This window comes from Bacteroides finegoldii DSM 17565 (genome assembly GCF_000156195.1).
Lineage (GTDB): Bacteria > Bacteroidota > Bacteroidia > Bacteroidales > Bacteroidaceae > Bacteroides > Bacteroides finegoldii.
This window is the reverse complement of record NZ_GG688337.1, coordinates 1-18,892: the sequence shown is the minus strand read 5'-3', so window position 1 is coordinate 18,892 and position 18,892 is coordinate 1. Positions and strand designations below refer to the sequence as shown.

General features: G+C 39.8%; 17 protein-coding genes and 2 pseudogenes. 9 read left to right on the top strand and 10 right to left on the bottom strand.

Features of this window, described 5'->3' with window-relative positions; genetic code table 11:
- Positions 1–11 precede the first annotated feature (11 nt).
- On the bottom strand, positions 12–824 hold the full coding sequence (locus BACFIN_RS01395) for a metal ABC transporter permease (RefSeq protein WP_007757858.1): 813 nt from the start codon (positions 822–824) through the stop codon (positions 12–14).
- 81 nt (positions 825–905) lie between these two features.
- The gene (locus tag BACFIN_RS01400; protein ID WP_007757857.1) at positions 906–1,331 is read right to left on the bottom strand and encodes a hypothetical protein; all 426 of its coding nucleotides are present in this window, start codon (positions 1,329–1,331) and stop codon (positions 906–908) included.
- Between the two features lie 145 nt (positions 1,332–1,476).
- On the opposite strand from BACFIN_RS01400, the gene BACFIN_RS23525 reads away from it, so the two are divergent.
- Complete coding sequence (locus BACFIN_RS23525; RefSeq protein ID WP_007757856.1) at positions 1,477–1,815, top strand: hypothetical protein; 339 nt, start codon at positions 1,477–1,479, stop codon at positions 1,813–1,815.
- Between the two features lie 662 nt (positions 1,816–2,477).
- Positions 2,478–2,996 (top strand): annotated as a pseudogene (locus tag BACFIN_RS21080) (M28 family metallopeptidase); the annotation flags it as partial.
- 56 nt (positions 2,997–3,052) lie between these two features.
- Here BACFIN_RS21080 and BACFIN_RS01415 read toward each other — a convergent pair.
- Positions 3,053–3,802 (bottom strand): N-acetyltransferase, encoded by a 750-nt coding sequence (locus tag BACFIN_RS01415; protein WP_007757854.1) that lies wholly within the window; start codon positions 3,800–3,802, stop codon positions 3,053–3,055.
- 93 nt (positions 3,803–3,895) lie between these two features.
- Entirely contained in the window at positions 3,896–5,125 is a 1,230-nt protein-coding gene (aroA, locus tag BACFIN_RS01420) for a 3-phosphoshikimate 1-carboxyvinyltransferase (RefSeq protein ID WP_032839967.1), read from the bottom strand.
- A gap of 208 nt (positions 5,126–5,333) precedes the next feature.
- On the opposite strand from aroA, the gene BACFIN_RS01425 reads away from it, so the two are divergent.
- Entirely contained in the window at positions 5,334–6,386 is a 1,053-nt protein-coding gene (locus BACFIN_RS01425) for a winged helix DNA-binding domain-containing protein (RefSeq protein ID WP_007757852.1), read from the top strand.
- 586 nt (positions 6,387–6,972) lie between these two features.
- Here the strand turns inward: BACFIN_RS01425 and BACFIN_RS01430 are convergent.
- The gene (locus BACFIN_RS01430) at positions 6,973–7,644 is read right to left on the bottom strand and encodes a DUF1349 domain-containing protein (RefSeq protein ID WP_229036723.1); all 672 of its coding nucleotides are present in this window, start codon (positions 7,642–7,644) and stop codon (positions 6,973–6,975) included.
- A gap of 87 nt (positions 7,645–7,731) precedes the next feature.
- Between BACFIN_RS01430 and BACFIN_RS01435 the strand changes: the two genes are divergently transcribed.
- Positions 7,732–8,511 (top strand): response regulator transcription factor, encoded by a 780-nt coding sequence (locus BACFIN_RS01435; protein ID WP_007757844.1) that lies wholly within the window; start codon positions 7,732–7,734, stop codon positions 8,509–8,511.
- Positions 8,512–8,585: 74 nt separating this feature from the next.
- On the opposite strand, the gene BACFIN_RS01440 is transcribed toward BACFIN_RS01435, so the two are convergent.
- On the bottom strand, positions 8,586–9,278 hold the full coding sequence (locus BACFIN_RS01440) for an HAD family hydrolase (RefSeq protein WP_007757841.1): 693 nt from the start codon (positions 9,276–9,278) through the stop codon (positions 8,586–8,588).
- 184 nt (positions 9,279–9,462) lie between these two features.
- On the opposite strand from BACFIN_RS01440, the gene BACFIN_RS01450 reads away from it, so the two are divergent.
- Positions 9,463–10,530 (top strand): DUF2027 domain-containing protein, encoded by a 1,068-nt coding sequence (locus BACFIN_RS01450; RefSeq protein WP_007757837.1) that lies wholly within the window; start codon positions 9,463–9,465, stop codon positions 10,528–10,530.
- 64 nt (positions 10,531–10,594) lie between these two features.
- Here the strand turns inward: BACFIN_RS01450 and BACFIN_RS01455 are convergent, their stop codons facing one another.
- The 4 genes from BACFIN_RS01455 to hemW all read right to left on the bottom strand — a co-directional run bounded on the left by BACFIN_RS01455 (position 10,595) and on the right by hemW (position 13,382).
- Positions 10,595–10,951 (bottom strand): hypothetical protein, encoded by a 357-nt coding sequence (locus BACFIN_RS01455; RefSeq protein WP_007757836.1) that lies wholly within the window; start codon positions 10,949–10,951, stop codon positions 10,595–10,597.
- A gap of 293 nt (positions 10,952–11,244) precedes the next feature.
- Positions 11,245–11,853, bottom strand: coding sequence for a lysine exporter LysO family protein (locus BACFIN_RS01460; protein ID WP_007757833.1), 609 nt, complete (start codon positions 11,851–11,853; stop codon positions 11,245–11,247).
- Positions 11,850–12,131, bottom strand: a complete 282-nt coding sequence (locus BACFIN_RS01465) for a LysO family transporter (RefSeq protein ID WP_004321999.1) — start codon at positions 12,129–12,131, stop codon at positions 11,850–11,852. Before BACFIN_RS01465 ends, BACFIN_RS01460 begins: the two co-directional genes overlap by 4 nt.
- A 120-nt stretch (positions 12,132–12,251) precedes the next feature.
- On the bottom strand, positions 12,252–13,382 hold the full coding sequence (gene hemW, locus BACFIN_RS01470) for a radical SAM family heme chaperone HemW (RefSeq protein WP_032839965.1): 1,131 nt from the start codon (positions 13,380–13,382) through the stop codon (positions 12,252–12,254).
- Positions 13,383–13,930: 548 nt separating this feature from the next.
- Here hemW and BACFIN_RS01475 point away from each other — a divergent pair.
- From BACFIN_RS01475 to BACFIN_RS23795, 4 genes and pseudogenes are all read left to right on the top strand, one after another.
- Entirely contained in the window at positions 13,931–16,087 is a 2,157-nt protein-coding gene (locus BACFIN_RS01475) for an elongation factor G (RefSeq protein ID WP_007757831.1), read from the top strand.
- Between the two features lie 265 nt (positions 16,088–16,352).
- Positions 16,353–17,909, top strand: coding sequence for a sensor histidine kinase (locus tag BACFIN_RS01480; RefSeq protein ID WP_007757830.1), 1,557 nt, complete (start codon positions 16,353–16,355; stop codon positions 17,907–17,909).
- 1 nt (position 17,910) lies between these two features.
- Positions 17,911–18,612, top strand: a complete 702-nt coding sequence (gene rprY / locus BACFIN_RS01485; protein WP_007757824.1) for a response regulator transcription factor RprY — start codon at positions 17,911–17,913, stop codon at positions 18,610–18,612.
- A gap of 145 nt (positions 18,613–18,757) precedes the next feature.
- A pseudogene (locus BACFIN_RS23795) lies at positions 18,758–18,892 on the top strand (transposase); the annotation flags it as partial.

The following is an 18,892-nucleotide window of genomic DNA, read 5'->3' as shown; positions in this document are numbered from 1 at the left end:
TACTATATTTATTATGATGACTTTTTCCTGCAACAACTCTTTCCGATTTTGCAGACAGCATAAATCAGGATAGAGAAGAATATGATGGAAGCTCCCGAGGGGACTTTCCAATGATAAGAAATAAATAATCCGCCCAAGCATCCTAAGAAACCGATGCCGATGGATAACCAGATGATTTTCTTGAAACTATAAGTGAAGAGGTTAGCCGTCATTTGTGGAATGGTGAGAAGGGATATGGCTAACACAATACCTACCATCCGCAGGCAGGCTACAATAGTCAATGCGATGAACATCATTAACACGTATTCGAATATCTCTACCGGAATCTTCTGCGAACGTGCAAATTCACGGTCAAAGGCAATATATACGATAGGGCGGATAAACAGATAAAAGAATCCGGTCAGTATGAGTGCCAATATGCCGAGCATCCATAAGTCAATTTGATTGATGGTCAGGATATTCCCGAAAAGATAAGCTGATAAGTCGGGTGCAAATCCAGGTGACAAAAAGCTGAACATGATACCGAGTGCCATCCCCAACGTCCAGAACACTGCAATGGCAGAGTCCTCACGCATATCTTTCCGTCTGCTAAGCCACTCCACACCGAAGGCTGATAAAACAGAGAATACAGCCGCTGAGAGTATCGGGGAAATTCCGGCAAACAATCCTAACCCAATACCGCCAAAAGAAGCATGAGTGATTCCTCCACTGATAAATACCAGACGGCGGGTAACGATGTATGTACCGATAATCCCACAGGCAATGCTTGCCAGCAGACTACCCAATAAGGCGTGTTGAAAGAATGTATATTGTAGTAAATCCAAGTAAATTAAAAATTAAAGATTAAAAATTAAAGACCGTAATCAGATCACAGCAACGAACTATCGTCTCTCAACTGTCAACTCTCAACTGTTTCCGTTTCTTCTTTCTCCGATAATCAGAAAGACCTCGTCTTTGAGGTCATCCGGCAGTTCGATGCCACGGAGTTGAAGACTACGTACCCATCCGGCTACTTCTATATCCAATGTTGTATACAGTACATCCCGAAACATATCTGTTTCTTTTTCCGTATATGCATTTCCAGGTCTGCCGATGAATTGGTCCAGCTCTTCATCATCGTAGTATTCTATCTTTTTACTGACAGCGGCCAACAAGCTATCCCTTTCACATACTTCATGTTGTCCGCAGCATTCCGCATCTACTTCTTTCACTTCCGGCATACGATCCAGTTCGCCTTTTTCTATTTTCTTTTCTAGTCTTTTGTTGCGGATGATTCCGGCTATCAGCGCGATAACACCCAGCAGTACCAGACTTATAATGAGTATCCACATACCAATATAACAATTACGAATCAAATTTGTGCAAAGTTACTTATAAATTTCATTCTATTGAGTATGGCATCTATTTCTTTTCTTACTTTTGTATGTTGCTAACTTAAATATAACATGAAAAGACAGAGTATAATTCGTTCGGAGTATGTGTGTGATTATCTTATTCATTACTCTTGCTGCCTGTAAAGATACAGACAACAGAGTGTTTGGAGATGATTTTAATTTTCCGGCGTTGACAGATGAAAACACGATTCGCTTTACAGTGAATGTTGTAGGAGACTGGCGGCAATTGGACATTGTAGCAAGTGGGGGACGAATGGTGATAGATTGGGGAAACGGTCGTATACAGAAAATAGAAGACCCTTCTTCAATGACTGGCGGAGTGGTATATAGATATGGAAATAAGGGATCATACGAAGTGAAGATTTTGGGCAGAAGAGCTGCAGCTTATCGATATAAGTGGTTTGCTTCTTCCTTTGAGTAATCTTTATTTGGGAAATATGCCGCGAATGAAATCTCTGGCTTTGAATTGCATTTCTGGTACCCGAAAATTGGACTTGAATACCTTTTGTCCCAACGTGGAAAGTATTAATATCGGTAGTCTCGCAGATTTGGAGCGTCTGGAGATTGGGAACTGCTCCCGATTGCGATCTATACAAATTTATTCTAATCCAAAATTGACTTCAATAGAGTTTGGTAGTCATCCGGAAGCGGAAAGTTTATATTGTTCTTATAATGGTTTTTCTTCCCTTTCCCTTAAAAGCTTGTCGGCATTGCGCGATATTGATTTGAGTTCTAATGAAGTATTGTCACATCTGGAATTGAACGAGAAGACTTCAATTTCTGCGATATTGATACAAGGATGTGCTTTCCAATCAATTACTGATATATTGAAATGTTGCCCTTCTTTAAGGGAATTAAGTTGCTCATACAACAAATTGACCGAACTTGATCTGTCCGATAACTCTAATATTAGTGAATTGCGTTGTGAACATAATCAGCTAACTCGTTTAATGGTACCGCAAGGAAGTCTGTTAGAACATCTTTATTGTCACTCGAATCAATTGGATGAGGATGCCTTGAATACACTGTTTGATTCCTTGGGTCAAGTGCTGGAACCTGCTATTTATTATCCGACTCCTCCCCGCCTTCGGTGTATCGGCAGTGCTGCAAATAGCAAGAGCCTTTTTAGCCAGTGGACAGCAACCCGAAAGAAATGTAATCTTTGCTTTTTGGGATGGAGAAGAAAAAGGACTGCTTGGCTCTAAATATTTTGTACAAACTTGTCCTTTCCTGTCTCAAATCAAAGGCTATCTGAACTTTGACATGATTGGCCGTAATAACAAACCTCAACAGCCTAAACAGGTCGTTTATTTCTATACGGCTGCTCATCCGGCTTTTGGCGATTGGCTGAAAGGGGATATCAGAAAATACAGTTTGCAATTGGAACCGGATTACCGTGCCTGGGAAAATCCGATAGGAGGAAGTGATAACGGTTCGTTTGCCAAAGTAGGTATTCCGATCATCTGGTATCATACGGACGGGCATCCTGATTATCACCAGCCTTCCGATCATGCCGACCGGCTGAATTGGGATAAGATTGTGGAAATCACTAAAGCCTCTTTTCTCAATATGTGGAAGATGGCAAATGAGAAGTCCTTTTAATGAAGCGGATAAAATACAATCCTGATAATTAACGGGAAAAGTCAGGATTGTATTTCTTATTTTTTGAGTATTCTTTTTAAATAGTCGATAGTTGGTAAATTCACAGTCTCAAAACTTCCTTTATAAAATACAGCAAAATTGTTAAAAACACACGGTAACTCTTTTGCTTTCTGTAGCGTATCTACTTGAATAAAAGAAACAGGGACATCATTTGTTTCACAATATTGTTTGATCATTTCAATGTATTTATAGATATAGGGACATTGCATATCATAATAAATCGTCAGTTCCTCACTTTCTATTTTCTGATTCTTGGCATTTGGCGCGAACTTCGGTACTGTTCCGTCAAAAGAAAGAGCAAGCAATTCATATCCGTTATCCGTAGTGTCAACCACCTCAAAACCAAATTTCTTTGCAAATGATTGGTCGGAAAGCCAGCTCTTCTGTTTTTTTGCCCCGAGCATACAAATGCCGGATCTACCTTTTTCTTTGGCATCGGCTATACAGTACTCCATCAACGAACTTCCATATCCGTTTCCTCTGGGACTACCTAAAACCCATAAACAATAGAGGTAATAATAGTTATCTCCCATTATCGGAACCCAAGCTTTTTCGAGAGGAGCATATTCAATAAAGACTGTAGCTTTTGCATTTAACTTTCTAAAAACATGACCTTCCTTCAGTCGGTCGGAAAGCCATTGCTGTTTTGCTTCAATGCCCGGATGGGATTTCTTGCTACGGATAATGCAGCATAAATGCTCATAAGAAAGATTTTCTGCTGTTAAGTTTATGAAATCAGTATTCATATATGCTCTCGTTTTTATTTAGATAGTATCGATCAGCCAGTGGGGTAATTATAATCCTTTATTAGCCTGCTGACAGACTATAATGTCCGAAGGTTACCCTTCGTTTATCACCTGAAATCCGGCCTGCTTCAAATCCCCCCAATATCCGGGATATGATTTGGTGACCACCTGCGGATCGGCAATAAGCAAATTAGGATGACAGATAACTGCCGGAGCAAATGCCATTGCCATACGATGATCTTCGTAAGTGTCAATTACCGGAATTTCCTCCGGTTCACATCGTTCGCCATTCCACATTAATATGCTGTCATTTTCTTCTTCAATAACATATCCCAGCTTTTTAAGCTCGGTGCGCAATGCGGCAATACGATCAGTTTCTTTTATTTTCAGACTTTGTAATCCTGTGAAACGGAAAGGAATATTCAGCAAGACGCAAGTAACGACAAACGTTTGTGCCAAATCCGGAATGTCGACAAAGTCTTCTTCCAGTCTTTCCAGCGCTTTGCCTGTTTTTTTCAGTTTCACACCTTGCGATGTAAATTCGGTAGTTATACCTAAGCGTGAGAAAACTTCTGCTCCCCGGCTATCTCCCTGATAACTGTTAGGAAACAACCCCAATAATTCAATTTCTGCTTTGGGAGATAAGGCGGCAATCTGATACCAATAGGAAGCTGCGCTCCAGTCACTTTCCACTTTGAAAGGAATGCTCTGATAGAGTTGTGGAGCAACGGAAATGCTATTGGGAGAAGTCCATGCAGCTTTGGCTCCAAAGTCCTGCATCAGTTGCAATGTAAGATTGATATAAGGACGGGAAATTATCTCCCCGCTTAAATGCAAAGTCAAACCGTCTTTGAGTGCCGGACCTATCATCAATAGAGCAGATATATATTGGGAACTGACATTTCCTTTCAGTGTTATTTCGTTTCCTTTCAATTCTGCACCTTTGATGCGGAGGGGAGGATATCCTTCATTGCGGACATACTCTATTTCAGCTCCTAACTCACGAAGCGCATTGACTAATATCTGTATCGGGCGTTGCTGCATACGGGCTGTTCCTGTGATTGTCCGTTCCCCCGGAGTCACACTTAAATAGGCGGTAAGGAAACGCATAGCAGTGCCCGCAGCCATAATGTCAATCGTCTCTTTCCCTTCGGTGAGAGCTTTTATCATCACCTGTGTATCGTCACAATCGGACAGGTTTTCAGGAGGATAAATACCTTTGCCCAGCGCATTGATGATTAATGCACGATTACTGATACTTTTAGAAGCCGGCAACTGGATAGTTGCTGTTACTACTGAAGGAGGGATGAGTTTATAGAGCATCATTTCTATTTTCTTTGGTTTGAGATGACAAAAATAGACATAAATTGGTATATATGCAGCTATAAAGTCAGAAAAACAATAGAAAAATTAGAATGGGGAAATTGCAATCGTATTTGAAGTAGAGGATAAAATCTCAAGAAATTACAATTGTATTTAAAATAAATGCTATATTGGTGACGAATTACAATTATATTTAAAAAGGGAGCAAATGAAAATACCGAATATACGTTTACTCAACCAACAGTTATTAAGTCCTCTTTTCTCTCAACCCAAGGAACTTGTGTCCTGGATGGGAGCTATGCAGGCACAGAATTATTCCATGGTGAAATGGGCAGTAGGAATGCGTTTGAAGTCAGCAACGATTCAAACTGTGGAAAAAGCACTGCGTGATGGTGAAATCCTGCGAACTCATGTAATGCGTCCGACATGGCATCTCGTAGCAGCAGAAGATATCCGGTGGATGTTGAAACTTTCCGCCGGGCGTATTATATCTGCTAATGAGTCTTATGCGAAAGGGCATGACTTGGAAATTTCTGAAGAACTCTATACGAAAAGTCATAATCTGTTGGAGAAAATTCTTTGTGGGAAGAAAAGCCTGACGAGGCAGGAGATTGCCGAGCATTTTAACCGTTCGGGGATTGTAGCGGATAATCATCGTATGACCCGCTTTATGGCTCGTGCGGAGCAGGTGGGGATTGTATGTAGTGGGGAAGATAAAGGAAGTAAATGTACGTATGCGCTTTTGGAAGAGCGTGTTCCACCGGTGCCGGAATTGACCAAAGATGAATCTTTGGCTCGTTTGGCTAGAAGCTATTTTCGTAGTCATGCTCCTGCTGTTTTGCAAGATTTTGTCTGGTGGTCGGGGCTGCCTATTACAGATGCACGTCAAGCTATTTATTTGATTGATTCGGAATTAACGGCAGAAGAATGGAATGGACAAACATGGTATATTCATGAAGATTGCCGGACTCGTGGAAAAGTTACCGGCAGTTTGCATCTTCTTCCTTCTTATGATGAATATTTGCTTGGTTATAAAGACCGGACAGACGTTTTGCCTAAAGAGCATTACTCGAAAGCATTTACCAATAATGGTCTGTTTTATCCGATTGTTCTTCATGAAGGACAAGTGATAGGAAACTGGGATAAGTCTGTTAAAAAGAGAGGCTCATTGATAGAACATTCATGGTTCCGGTTGGATGATTGTGTCGATGAAGGTGCGTTGGATCGTGAGAAAGATAAGTATATACGGTTTTGGCGATAATATGAGAAAACGTATATTTTATCGTTGTATAATTTCATATATACAGGATATATTTAGGCATGAGTTGACAATGAGAAGGATTTGCTGTTTTCGAATTTAGAAAAGAAATAAATCGATTGCGTTTTGGGACAATTTGTTTTAGTCTGTATTTTTTATAGAATAGATGTATAGAACTTACCTTTGTTTTGTCTCAAATTGATATGTGGAGTGTTGGCTGTTTCAGGTGTAGGTTAGCTCTGGGATAGCACTTAAAATAAAGTTTTATATGCTCCTTTTAAAGGAATAAAGTGTTTCTCACCGATCAATGAGTCGTTCCTTTAAAAGGAACTGGTTATTCCTTTTAAAGAAACGATTGTCAATAAGTTTATTTATAGTGTATCTTTTGACTGTTTTTAAAGGAAAAACTCCTCTGGAACTGTATATTCTTGCATTATTTTATACAACAGAACTGCTGGAAGAGGAAATCCGTGTGATGCTATTTATACTCATCATATTAAAAATAGAACATTTAAAGTAAGATATACTACCATATTTATAGTATAAAGAGCTTTCTCTCTATTTAAATAAATAGCATCAGGACTGATTTTTATTTGTTCATTTGCCTTTTTGCCCATTCCAGTCTTCGTTGATCGGCTAATGGAGTCACTTTAAATTCTTCGAATGTAGCGGTGAACCCTTTTCCGTCCGGACAAGCTCCCATTAATCCTACCATGACAGGACAATTATCTTGCAACCAACAAGTGCGCATCATAATATATTCTTTGTCATCACGTGAGAAAAATATTTCTACTGCATCCAGGCGACGGACTGCTTTTATCCATATAGAGCGGGGAGCATCCGGCAATTGTACTACACTCCAGTCACTGGTTCGGTGTGTAACTACGGCACTTACATTCTGTTTGCCATCAACGTATTCCACACCTGCTTTTATCCAGTTCTCATGGTCGATGCGCAGCATTAATCCCATTTGGTCAAAGGTGGTGACATAGTTGCCGGTTATCTTTACTTTGGCTTCAAATTCTCCACCATAAGTCGCATAATAGAAAGGTCCGTCGTCCACTGTGAACCCATAATGAGAAATCCTCCAAAAGTCTGTTTTTGCAGGAACATCCATCACTAAGGTTTTGCCATCTTTTATTTCCCACTGTTGAGGCTCGTTCAGCCAGTTCATCTTATTCAAACTTTGTGCCATAGAAGAAGTTGTTACTGCCATAAAGGCTATTGACATGATTTTGATTTTTAAATGTTTCATGATCATTTCTAATTTGATTATCTTTATCTTTGTGGTGCAAAGATAGGTCATACCTCCGTGTGCAACAATACTGAATAATAACCATTTTATAAGATGGACGTATTACAAAAGGAAATAGATGAAGTTTATGCGACACAACTGATAGCCGATGAAATATTGGACAATGGAGTTGTAGAGCAACATCAACGCTTTATTCATTCATTGACGGAGATTAATGGTGGATGTGCTGTTATTTCAGATCTTTCGAATAGGAAAAGTTACATTGCCGTTCATCCTTGGGCGCATTTTCTAGGGTTGACTCCCAAAGAAGCTGCTTTAAGTGTGATTGATTCTATGGATGAAGATTGTATTTATCGGCGTATTCATCCTGAAGACTTGGTAGAAAAGCGGTTATTGGAGTATCAGTTTTTTCAGAAGACCTTTTCGATGTCTTCCGAAGAACGGTTGAAGTACCGGGGAAGATGCAGAATACGTATGATGAATGAGAAAGGAGTCTATCAGTATATTGATAATTTAGTGCAGATTATGGAAAATACTCCTTCCGGAAGTGTATGGTTGATTTTTTGTCTTTATACCTTGTCTGCAGATCAACGAACGGAGCAGGGGATATATCCCACTATTACCCATATGGAACGTGGAGAAGTCGAAATGCTCTTTCTTTCGGAAGAACATCGCAATATCCTATCCGAACGCGAAAAGGAAATACTTCGCTGTATACGTAAAGGACTATCTAGTAAAGAAATTGCAGCTGCCCTTTATATTAGTGTGAATACAGTCAATCGACACCGGCAGAATATTTTGGAGAAACTCTCTGTCGGTAATTCGATAGAAGCGTGTCGGGCTGCTGAATTGATGAAACTGTTGGATTTGTAATCCAATAAGATGGCATTGTTCACTGATTTCTTTCTTCAGATTTAAAGCTTATCTGAAGAAAGAACAGAACTTATTTAAAACAAAAGCAGCAACTCATCAAATCTTTTCACCTGCTTCAGATGGTCATGTGTGAATGTGTCTACTACTTCATGTTTCCACATCACTTCAAAAGGAATATGTATGCCATATCCTCCCAGCGATAGAACAGGTTGAATGTCCGATTTCAGAGAATTGCCAATCATGACAAATTCGGAAGGAGCAATCTGTAAGATATTCAACATTCGTTGATATTCTTTCTCTGTTTTATCGGACATCACTTCAATATGATCGAAATAAGAGGCTAATCCGGAACGTTCCAGTTTATTCTCCTGATCGAGCAAATCTCCTTTAGTGGCAACTACTAATTTGTATTTTCCTTTCTCTTTCAATACTTTAAGCGTTTCTTTTACTCCCGGCAATAGTTCAATAGGCATTTTCAGTAATGATTTGCCTAATTCAATAATATGTTGAATGTCTGTACCTGAAATCTTTTGTCCACTCACATGCAAAGCTGTCTCTACCATAGAAATGGTGAAGGCTTTGGCTCCATAGCCGAGACATTTCAGATTATTCATTTCTGTTTGAAATAAAGCGGCTGAAATATCTTCAGAAGTGCCATAAGGCTTTAATAGGTCTGTATATTGTTTCTCTATTTCCTGGAAAAAAGGTTCATTGCTCCACAAGGTATCGTCTGCATCAAAAGCAATGATTTTAATAAGTTCTTTCATCGGTTTTCGTCGTTAATGGTGAATTTTAGATTATATGTTTGGTATTTCGTATGCAAAGTTACAATAAAAAGAGGAATAAAGGCAGACGGTTTGTTTTTAGAACCGAATCTCCATTTAATTTCATAGAAATCTCTATCTTTGTTACTCGTTTTTTTGAGTTTGAATTTTAATTGGATATACAATAATGAAAATAGGAGATAAAGTACGCTTTCTTAGTGAGGTAGGCGGTGGAATCGTAACTGGATTCCAGGGAAAGGATTTTGTGTTGGTAGAAGATGCGGATGGGTTTGATATTCCAATGCCGATACGCGAGTGTGTCGTGATTGAAACAGATGACTATAATATGAGGCGTAAACCCGGTTCGTCTGCTCCGAAACCGGAAGAACCAGTTAAACCGGTAAAACCGGAGATGCCTGTCATTCAACGTCAGCCGGAGGTGCGTGGAGGAGATACTTTGAATGTATTTCTGGCTTATGTGCCCGAAGACGCAAAAGCGATGATGACTACTCCTTTTGAAACTTATCTGGTAAATGATAGCAATTATTATTTGTATTACACTTATTTGAGTGCAGAAGGAAAAGCATGGAAGAACCGTTCGCACGGTTTGGTGGAGCCTAATACAAAATTGCTGTTGGAAGAGTTCACCAAAGATGTACTGAATGACATGGAGCGGGTGGCTGTTCAGTTGATCGCTTTCAAGGACGGTAAGCCTGCGGCTATCAAACCGGCTGTTAGTGTGGAGATACGGATCGATACCGTGAAGTTCTATAAACTTCATACATTTAGCGATTCTGATTTCTTTGAAGAACCGGCTTTGATTTATGACATTGTGAAAGATGATATGCCTGCCAAACAAGTATATGTTTCGGCGGAGGAGATTCAAGAGGCTCTGCTGCAGAAGAAATCTGTAGATAAACCGAAGTCACAACCTATTGTGAAACCAAACCATACTACTCATAGCGGAAAGAGCGGAATTATTGAAATAGATCTTCATATCGATTCTTTGCTGGATGATACTCAAGGGATGGGCAATGCTGAAATTCTGAATTATCAATTGGATAAGTTTCGCGAAGTAATGGAAACCTATAAGAATAAGCGTGAACAAAAGATTGTCTTTATTCACGGCAAGGGAGATGGTGTACTTCGAAAGGCTGTTATTGATGAATTGAAACGGAAATATAGTAATTGCCGTTATCAGGATGCTTCTTTCCAGGAATATGGGTTTGGGGCTACGATGGTGACTATTAAATAATAGTATAAAAAAAGTGGAAGCCAACCGGCTTCCACTCTCTCTCTCTTTTACATATTAATCATTTTTACTTATTCAGTTCAATACCTTTATTCTGTAAAGTGATATTCATCAATGCTGCATACTTGGCGTACTGTTCAGCACTAAGAGTCTTTCTCATCAGTTTCAAGTTACCATAAACAGCGTTGCGCAATTTTGCTTCTTTATCTTTCTTCGCTGTTGTAGCTCTTGACATCTGTGTGGAGAAATAATCGCAAATATTGGCTACTTCTTCACTCTGATCGGAGTTTAACTTTAAATATTTGCCTAGTTTACTTACATTGATGTTACCTTCCCATTTTGCAGTTGTAGGCTGATTTCCGGCTGCAAATGTTGTAGCAGCAAGGCAGAGCGCTGCCACTAATGTTAATCCTAAACGTTTCATAATACCTACTTTTTTAATTGTTATACCTAAAAACTATTCCTAAAAACAAATCTAATACCTATTGAAAATACTGTCTAAGCGCTTAGTTTTTTCTTTTTACCTATGCAAATATAAGAATATGTTTTATAGCATAAAAATAAAGAAAAGGAAAAGATTCTTTTTAGGCTGATTTCTTGATGTAAGTCAAGAGATGATCTGCTTTTTGATATAAAAACACCTTTTTATGAAACATTTTTGTAATACGTGTGCGAAAACGATAGTAGAGTATTTCTGTATTTTAGGATTTATTGCTGTTAAAATGATATTGAGCAAAGGAATGTGACTAGGAACGGAACGCTGAAATCGACAACAAAGCCATGGAAGATGGAAATGATTACAAATTCCTTTCCCGAATATCGGGTAATGATAGGAAGAGTGGTATCCATCGTTGTGGCTCCACCAACAGAAATAGGAGCTAGCTTTCCAAAATATTTCACTAATAAGGGTGCACACAGCAAAGCGATAATTTCACGCATGATATTGGAAAGTAATGCGATAGTTCCCAATTCGGGACCTTTATATTCGGTGATAAATATGCTGGAGAGCGAGTAATAACCAAATCCGGCTCCAACTGCCATACAGTCTAAAGGACTTCGCTGGCTCATAAAAGCTCCCGCTATGGCGCAGCCTGCTAATGTGCCGAGTATTGTCATGATAGGAAGGAATACAAGCCGGGGATTCAGGGACCGAAAACTCTTCAAAGTGTTCGGATCATTACCGATACTGATACCTACGCAGAACATGAGTCCGCAGAGGGCATAGTAACTAAGTTTGCTGTCGGTGAAGTCGTATGGGATAAGATGGCAAACTCCACAAAGAGTACCGATAATGAAAAAAGAGACAATAATCAAACTACCTTTCATGCTTTTGTCTCCTTTCCTTTACTATATAATAGGTACCACAACCCCCATGCGCATAGAGTACTTCCTATGACCGCAGCTACCGTGATGACAACAGCTTCCAGCCCAAGAGTGTGTAATCCTTTGATGATAGATTCATTACCCCCTACATCTATTCCGAGAAGAAAGAGAAGAATCCATATAAGGAGAGTGATTATCTTGTGTATCCATGATAGTCTTTTACTGCGTAACAAGTAGCCAAGAAGCATGCCTGTCAGCATAATTCCAATAATGATAAACATAGTTAGTGCCTGCTTTTTGGCTGCAAAGATAGTATTAAATGTAAATCTTGGCTAATCTCTTCTACGATTTCTTTCGTGGCCATTGGTAGGTATTTGGTCATCGGCTTTTTGTTTGTTTGGTTAGTCTACCCAAAGTAAATCACTCATTATGCTATCGGAAATAAAAATCCCTTCACGCGTCAGCCGCAAAGCTCCGTTGTATTCCTCCAGTTTACCATTTTTCAGATAAGGTGCAGCCATTTTTTGACAATACTCCCACATTTCATTGCCGAACATCTGTTTCAGTTTCTCTATAGGTGTTCCCCATACGGTACGTATGGTAGTGATAATAAATTCGTTGTAGCGGGTGGTTGGGTCCAGATACTCTGTCTCGAAAGCACGGCAGTCTTCTTCTATACCTTTTATATAGGTGTCGATTGAAGACACATTCCATTCCCGTGTCATTCCGTCAAAAGAATGTGCCGATGGTCCGCATCCCAGATAAGCTATTCCTTTCCAATAGGAAGTGTTGTGGCGGGAATATTTTCCGGGGCGGCAGAAATTGGAAATCTCATAGTGTTCAAATCCTGCTTTCTGCAAATGCTCTATCAGTAATGTGAAAAATTCTAAACTGGAGTCTTCGTCTACCTCGGATATCTGGTGCTGTTTTAACATATTATATATAGGTGTATCTTCCTCATAAATCAAGTGATAGGCGGAGATATGTTCTACATTCAGACTGATAGCTTGACGGAGATCGTTTTCCCATCGTTCTTTTGTTTCTTCGGGCAATCCGTAAATTAGGTCGATACTGATGTTCTGGAAACCGGCTTTCCGGCATCTGTCAATTGCTTCGATGGCTGTACGGGCATTGTGGCGGCGTCTCAATAGTTTGAGCGTAGCGTCATCAAAAGTCTGTATTCCCATGCTGAGGCGGTTGAAAGGAAGTGAGGAAAGCATTTCCAGATATTCCTGCGATAAATCATCCGGATTAGCTTCCAGAGTGATTTCCTGACAATGATTCAATCCGTAGTGCTCGCGGATGGTATCAAATATTTGTTCAAAATCCTCTTTTTCCAGTTGAGACGGGGTTCCGCCACCGAAATAAATAGTTTCTATATCTTCTCCTTTCAGGTATTCTTTACGCATCGCCAACTCCCGGCAGAGAGCCTGTACATAACGGGTTTTGAGTTCGCTGCGAGTGGTTGAGTAGAAGTCGCAGTAGATGCAGCGAGTTTTGCAAAAAGGAATATGAAGATAGATACCTGCCATAGCTATGCTGTTTGGGTTTGTGGGTGTAAAAGTAAGACTATTATTAGATATATCAAAAAAGCAGTTGACGGAAATTATTTATAGTGGGGTAGGAATACGCTAAATAGATAATTCCCCCATCGATTAGTAGAAGATAATTTCCTGCAATGCTGAATTTAAGATCTTTTCTTTTATAAATAAGATTCGAACTTGTAGCCGGGTTTTCGTTTGACTTAAGTCAAACGATAGAATGACTTAAGTTAAACTATCGCTTGACTTAAGTCAAACGAAAACTGATTAGGTAACGGGGGAACTATTGTATGAAAGGAAAACAACTAAAAATAACATCGTGCCGGATTACTCGTTGCAACTATGAAATTAGTTTATAGCCATGCGAAAATAATTTTTAACCCGTTTCGAAAATGTTCATGTTAAAGATGTGTTACATAACATTGTTTAGTAACACTGCCATAAGTATTGCTTTTCCCCCAATTAATCCCTAATTTGCGCATCACAAAATTAATGGTATGTGAGAAACATACTGAGTAATTACTAAAATCTTATATATTATGAAAGTATATCAGACTAATGAAATCAAGAACATTGCCTTGTTGGGAAGTTCTGGCTCTGGGAAAACCACTCTCGTGGAAGCGATGCTTTTCGAGAGTGGTGTTATAAAACGTCGCGGATCTGTTGCCGCAAAAAATACTGTTAGCGACTATTTCCCTGTTGAACAAGAGTATGGTTACTCCGTTTTCTCCACCGTTCTCCATGTAGAATGGAATAACAAAAAACTTAATATTATTGACTGTCCGGGATCGGACGACTTCGTAGGCAGCACAGTGACTGCACTAAATGTGACCGACACAGCAATTATCCTTCTCAATGGCCAATACGGCGTCGAAGTCGGTACACAAAATCACTTCCGTTATACAGAAAAGCTGAATAAACCTGTTATTTTTCTAGTCAACCAGCTTGATAATGAAAAATGCGATTATGATAATATCCTCGAACAGCTGAAAGAGGCATACGGCTCTAAAGTTGTTCCCATCCAATATCCGATAGCTACCGGTCCGGGCTTTAATGCGCTGATCGACGTATTGTTGATGAAGAAATACTCGTGGAAACCCGAAGGAGGGGCTCCGACAATCGAAGATATTCCGGCAGAAGAAATGGATAAGGCTATGGAAATGCACAAAGCATTGGTAGAAGCTGCTGCCGAGAATGATGAAAATCTGATGGAGAAATTCTTCGAGCAAGATTCCCTGTCAGAAGACGAAATGCGTGAAGGTATCCGTAAGGGATTGATCGCCAGGGGTATGTTCCCTGTATTCTGCGTCTGCGGGGGGAAAGATATGGGTGTTCGTCGCTTGATGGAATTCTTGGGCAACGTTGTTCCTTTTGTATCTGAAATGCCGAAGGTACAGAATACGGAAGGTAAAGAAGTGGCTCCGGACTCCAATGGACCGGAATCTCTTTATTTCTTCAAGACAAGTGTGGAACCGCATATCGGTGAAGTTTCCTATTTTAAAGTAATGAGCGGTAAAGTTCATGAGGGAGACGATTTGCTGAATGCCGACCGTGGTTCGAAGGAACGTATCGCGCAAATCTATGTGGTAGCCGGTGGTAACCGTGTCAAGGTGGAAGAATTGCAGGCCGGTGATATCGGTGCTGCCGTGAAACTGAAAGACGTGAAAACCGGTAATACGCTGAATGGTAAGGATTGCGACTACAAATTCAATTTTATCAAATATCCGAACTCTAAATATACCCGTGCCATTAAGCCGGTGAATGAAGCGGATGTGGAAAAGATGATGAGTATCCTGAACCGTATGCGTGAAGAAGATCCTACATGGGTGATTGAGCAATCAAAAGAACTGAAACAGACTTTGGTACACGGTCAGGGAGAATTCCATCTTCGTACCTTGAAATGGCGTTTGGAAAACAACGAAAAACTTCAGGTAAAATATGAAGAGCCGAAGATTCCGTATCGTGAAACGATTACAAAGGCTGCCCGTGCCGACTATCGTCATAAGAAACAGTCCGGTGGTGCCGGTCAGTTTGGTGAAGTTCACCTGATCGTAGAACCTTATAAAGAAGGTATGCCTATACCTGAAACGTATAAGTTCAACGGACAGGAATTTAAGATTACCGTGAGAGGTACGGAAGAGATACCATTGGAATGGGGTGGTAAACTGGTGTTTGTTAACAGTATCGTCGGTGGTTCTATCGATGCCCGCTTCTTGCCTGCTATTATGAAAGGTATTATGTCTCGTATGGAGCAAGGACCGTTGACGGGTTCGTATGCTCGTGACGTGCGCGTTATTGTTTACGATGGTAAGATGCACCCGGTAGATTCGAATGAAATCTCCTTTATGCTTGCCGGACGTAATGCCTTTAGTGAAGCCTTCAAGAATGCCGGTCCGAAAATTCTGGAACCGATTTATGATGTAGAAGTGTTTGTTCCGTCTGATAGGATGGGAGATGTGATGGGGGACCTGCAGGGACGTCGTGCCATGATTATGGGTATGAGCAGCGAAAAAGGTTTTGAGAAACTGGTTGCGAAAGTGCCTTTGAAAGAAATGTCGTCTTATTCTACGGCTCTTAGCTCGCTGACCGGCGGACGTGCTTCGTTTATCATGAAGTTCTCTAGTTATGAGCTTGTTCCGACGGATGTTCAGGATAAGTTGATTAAGGATTTTGAAGCTAAGCAGACAGAAGAATAACGTGTAATTCTCTTAATACTGTTAAAACCGTCATCTTTTTTAAGTAAAAGGTGGCGGTTTTTGTTTAACTATGATTAATAAAGATGGAAAAACGCAAGGAAAAGATTTAATTTTTTATTAAATTTGCAAACCAAAGTAGGGGTTTTATTGTTGTAGTAATCAAAATACAACCTAAATGGCTCTATACGGTTAATTTCCGGGAAGTTCCGGTTAAATCAAGTTAATGCATTAGGAGTGTTAATTAGGGAGTGTTAATTTTGTTGCTATGAAGAAGTCAACAATTTGGATATTAGGTATTGTAATGGGGCTTTCATTCCTCAGTTTACTGTATTTACAGGTCAGTTATATTGAGGAAATGATGAAAACCCGGAAGGAACAGTTTGATATGGCTGTGCGCAATAGTCTGGATCAGGTTTCTAAGGATGTGGAATATGCGGAAACGCAACGTTGGTTGATTGAGGATATTTCTGAAGCGGAAAGAAAAGCGTTGATTGAGAACAATCCTTCGCTGCAACAGAATAATATGGTTCAGCAGACGCAACGTTTTACGATGAAGTCTAAAGATGGAAAGGTTTATACGGATTTTGAATTGAAGGTGATGACTACCAAACCATCCGAACTTCCGAAAGCTATGATCTCTCCTTATAGAGGATCAAAAACGATTCCGGAGACTTCGCGTTCACTGATTGAGGCTATCAAGAACCGATATATGTATCAACGTGAGCTACTTAATGAAGTGGTCTGGCAGATGATTTATCGGGCAAGTGACAAGTCGATCGGAGATAGAGTACGGTTTGGTGATTTAAACGGTTACTTGAAATCGAATCTGTATAATAATAATATAGACCTGCCTTTTCACTTTACGGTGATTGACAAGGATGGAAAGGAAGTCTATCGTTGTGCGGATTATGATCCGAAGGGAAATGATGAAGTGTACCAGCAGGCCTTGTTTAAAAATGATCCGCCTGCGAAGATGAGTGTACTGAATGTACATTTTCCGGGAAGAAGAGACTATCTTTTTGATTCGATCAGTTTCATGATTCCGTCGTTGATATTTACAATGGTGTTGTTGGTGACATTCATTTTTACGATTTATATCGTGTTCCGTCAGAAGAAATTGACGGAGATGAAGAATGACTTTATCAATAATATGACGCATGAGTTTAAGACTCCGATCTCCACCATTTCGCTGGCGGCGCAGATGTTGAAAGATCCGGCGGTCGGAAAATCTCCGCAGATGTTCCAGCATATATCGGGGGTTATAAATGATGAAACCAAACGCCTGCGTTTTCAAGTGGAAAAGGTGCTCCAAATGTCGATGTTCGACCGGCAGAAGGCGACTTTGAAGATGAAGGAAATCGATGCGAACGAATTGATAACGGGAGTTGTCAATACCTTTGCCTTGAAAGTGGAACGGTATAATGGAAAGATAACATCGAACCTTGAGGCGACCGATCCTGTTATATTTGCAGACGAGATGCATATTACGAATGTCATCTTTAATCTGATGGATAATGCGGTGAAGTATAAAAAGCCGGACGAGGATTTGGAATTGAACGTGAGAACATGGAATGAATCGGGTAAACTGATGATTTCGATACAGGATAATGGTATCGGTATCAAGAAGGAAAACCTGAAAAAGATATTTGAAAAGTTCTATCGTGTGCATACGGGTAATCTGCACGATGTGAAGGGCTTTGGACTGGGATTGGCTTATGTGAAGAAAATTATTGTCGATCATAAAGGAACCATCCGAGCTGAAAGTGACCTGAATGTAGGAACTAAATTTATTATTGCATTACCTTTATTAAAAAATAATTGATATGGACGAGAAACTGCGTATTTTATTATGCGAGGATGACGAAAATCTTGGCATGCTTTTAAGAGAATATTTACAGGCAAAAGGTTATTCTGCTGAGTTATATCCTGATGGAGACGCTGGTTATAAGGCTTTCTTGAAGAATAAATATGACTTGTGCGTGTTTGACGTAATGATGCCTAAGAAAGATGGCTTCACATTGGCACAGGATGTCCGTGCAGCGAACGCCGAGATTCCTATTATTTTTTTGACAGCAAAAACGCTGAAGGAAGATATTCTGGAAGGATTTAAGATTGGTGCGGATGATTATATCACCAAACCGTTTAGTATGGAAGAACTGACATTCAGAATTGAAGCGATCTTGAGACGTGTTCGCGGAAAGAAGAACAAAGAAAGTAATATCTATAAGATTGGTAAGTTTACTTTTGATACTCAGAAGCAGATTCTGGCAACGGAGGGTAAGCAGACTAAGTTGACTACAAAAGAATCTGAGTTACTCGGTTTACTTTGCGCACATGCAAATGAAATCTTACAGCGTGACTTTGCTTTGAAGACTATCTGGATTGATGATAATTATTTCAATGCCCGCAGTATGGATGTGTATATTACGAAACTGCGTAAACATTTGAAAGAAGATGATTCTATCGAGATTATCAATATTCACGGAAAAGGCTACAAGCTGATTACGCCGGAAGTTGAATCTTAATGCGATTTACTTCGGGATATTCCTAAAATAATAAAATTTAAGGCAACTACTTCATTGCGAATTAGTTGCCTTTTTTGTATCTTTAAGCATTCCCCCCAAAAAACGGTTTGACGGCCAAAACGGGGGTAATCTAAAATAAAAACACATGGTAAAGATACAAAAAATCTCAGAAATCGAACCTTGTTTAGGTTTTACCGAGTTCGATATGCTTAAAAAATATCGTCAAAGTTTTGCAACGAGTGAATTAGGTCGACTCCATTCTCTATTCCCTTTCTCGGAA

Bases quoted from the DNA above. Each gene is read 5' to 3' on its own strand.
- BACFIN_RS01425 (WP_007757852.1), top strand. From the start codon at position 5,334: ATGAAAATACCGAATATACGTTTACTCAACCAACAGTTATTAAGTCCT.
- BACFIN_RS01400 (WP_007757857.1), bottom strand. From the start codon at position 1,331: ATGTGGATACTCATTATAAGTCTGGTACTGCTGGGTGTTATCGCGCTG.
- BACFIN_RS01430 (WP_229036723.1), bottom strand. From the start codon at position 7,644: ATGATCATGAAACATTTAAAAATCAAAATCATGTCAATAGCCTTTATG.
- BACFIN_RS01475 (WP_007757831.1), top strand. From the start codon at position 13,931: ATGAAAGTATATCAGACTAATGAAATCAAGAACATTGCCTTGTTGGGA.
- BACFIN_RS01480 (WP_007757830.1), top strand. From the start codon at position 16,353: ATGAAGAAGTCAACAATTTGGATATTAGGTATTGTAATGGGGCTTTCA.
- BACFIN_RS01460 (WP_007757833.1), bottom strand. From the start codon at position 11,853: ATGAAAGGTAGTTTGATTATTGTCTCTTTTTTCATTATCGGTACTCTT.
- BACFIN_RS01455 (WP_007757836.1), bottom strand. From the start codon at position 10,951: ATGAAACGTTTAGGATTAACATTAGTGGCAGCGCTCTGCCTTGCTGCT.
- BACFIN_RS01415 (WP_007757854.1), bottom strand. From the start codon at position 3,802: ATGAATACTGATTTCATAAACTTAACAGCAGAAAATCTTTCTTATGAG.
- BACFIN_RS01465 (WP_004321999.1), bottom strand. From the start codon at position 12,131: ATGTTTATCATTATTGGAATTATGCTGACAGGCATGCTTCTTGGCTAC.
- aroA (WP_032839967.1), bottom strand. From the start codon at position 5,125: ATGCTCTATAAACTCATCCCTCCTTCAGTAGTAACAGCAACTATCCAG.
- BACFIN_RS01450 (WP_007757837.1), top strand. From the start codon at position 9,463: ATGAAAATAGGAGATAAAGTACGCTTTCTTAGTGAGGTAGGCGGTGGA.
- BACFIN_RS01440 (WP_007757841.1), bottom strand. From the start codon at position 9,278: ATGAAAGAACTTATTAAAATCATTGCTTTTGATGCAGACGATACCTTG.
- BACFIN_RS23525 (WP_007757856.1), top strand. From the start codon at position 1,477: ATGTGTGTGATTATCTTATTCATTACTCTTGCTGCCTGTAAAGATACA.
- hemW (WP_032839965.1), bottom strand. From the start codon at position 13,382: ATGGCAGGTATCTATCTTCATATTCCTTTTTGCAAAACTCGCTGCATC.
- rprY (WP_007757824.1), top strand. From the start codon at position 17,911: ATGGACGAGAAACTGCGTATTTTATTATGCGAGGATGACGAAAATCTT.
- BACFIN_RS01435 (WP_007757844.1), top strand. From the start codon at position 7,732: ATGGACGTATTACAAAAGGAAATAGATGAAGTTTATGCGACACAACTG.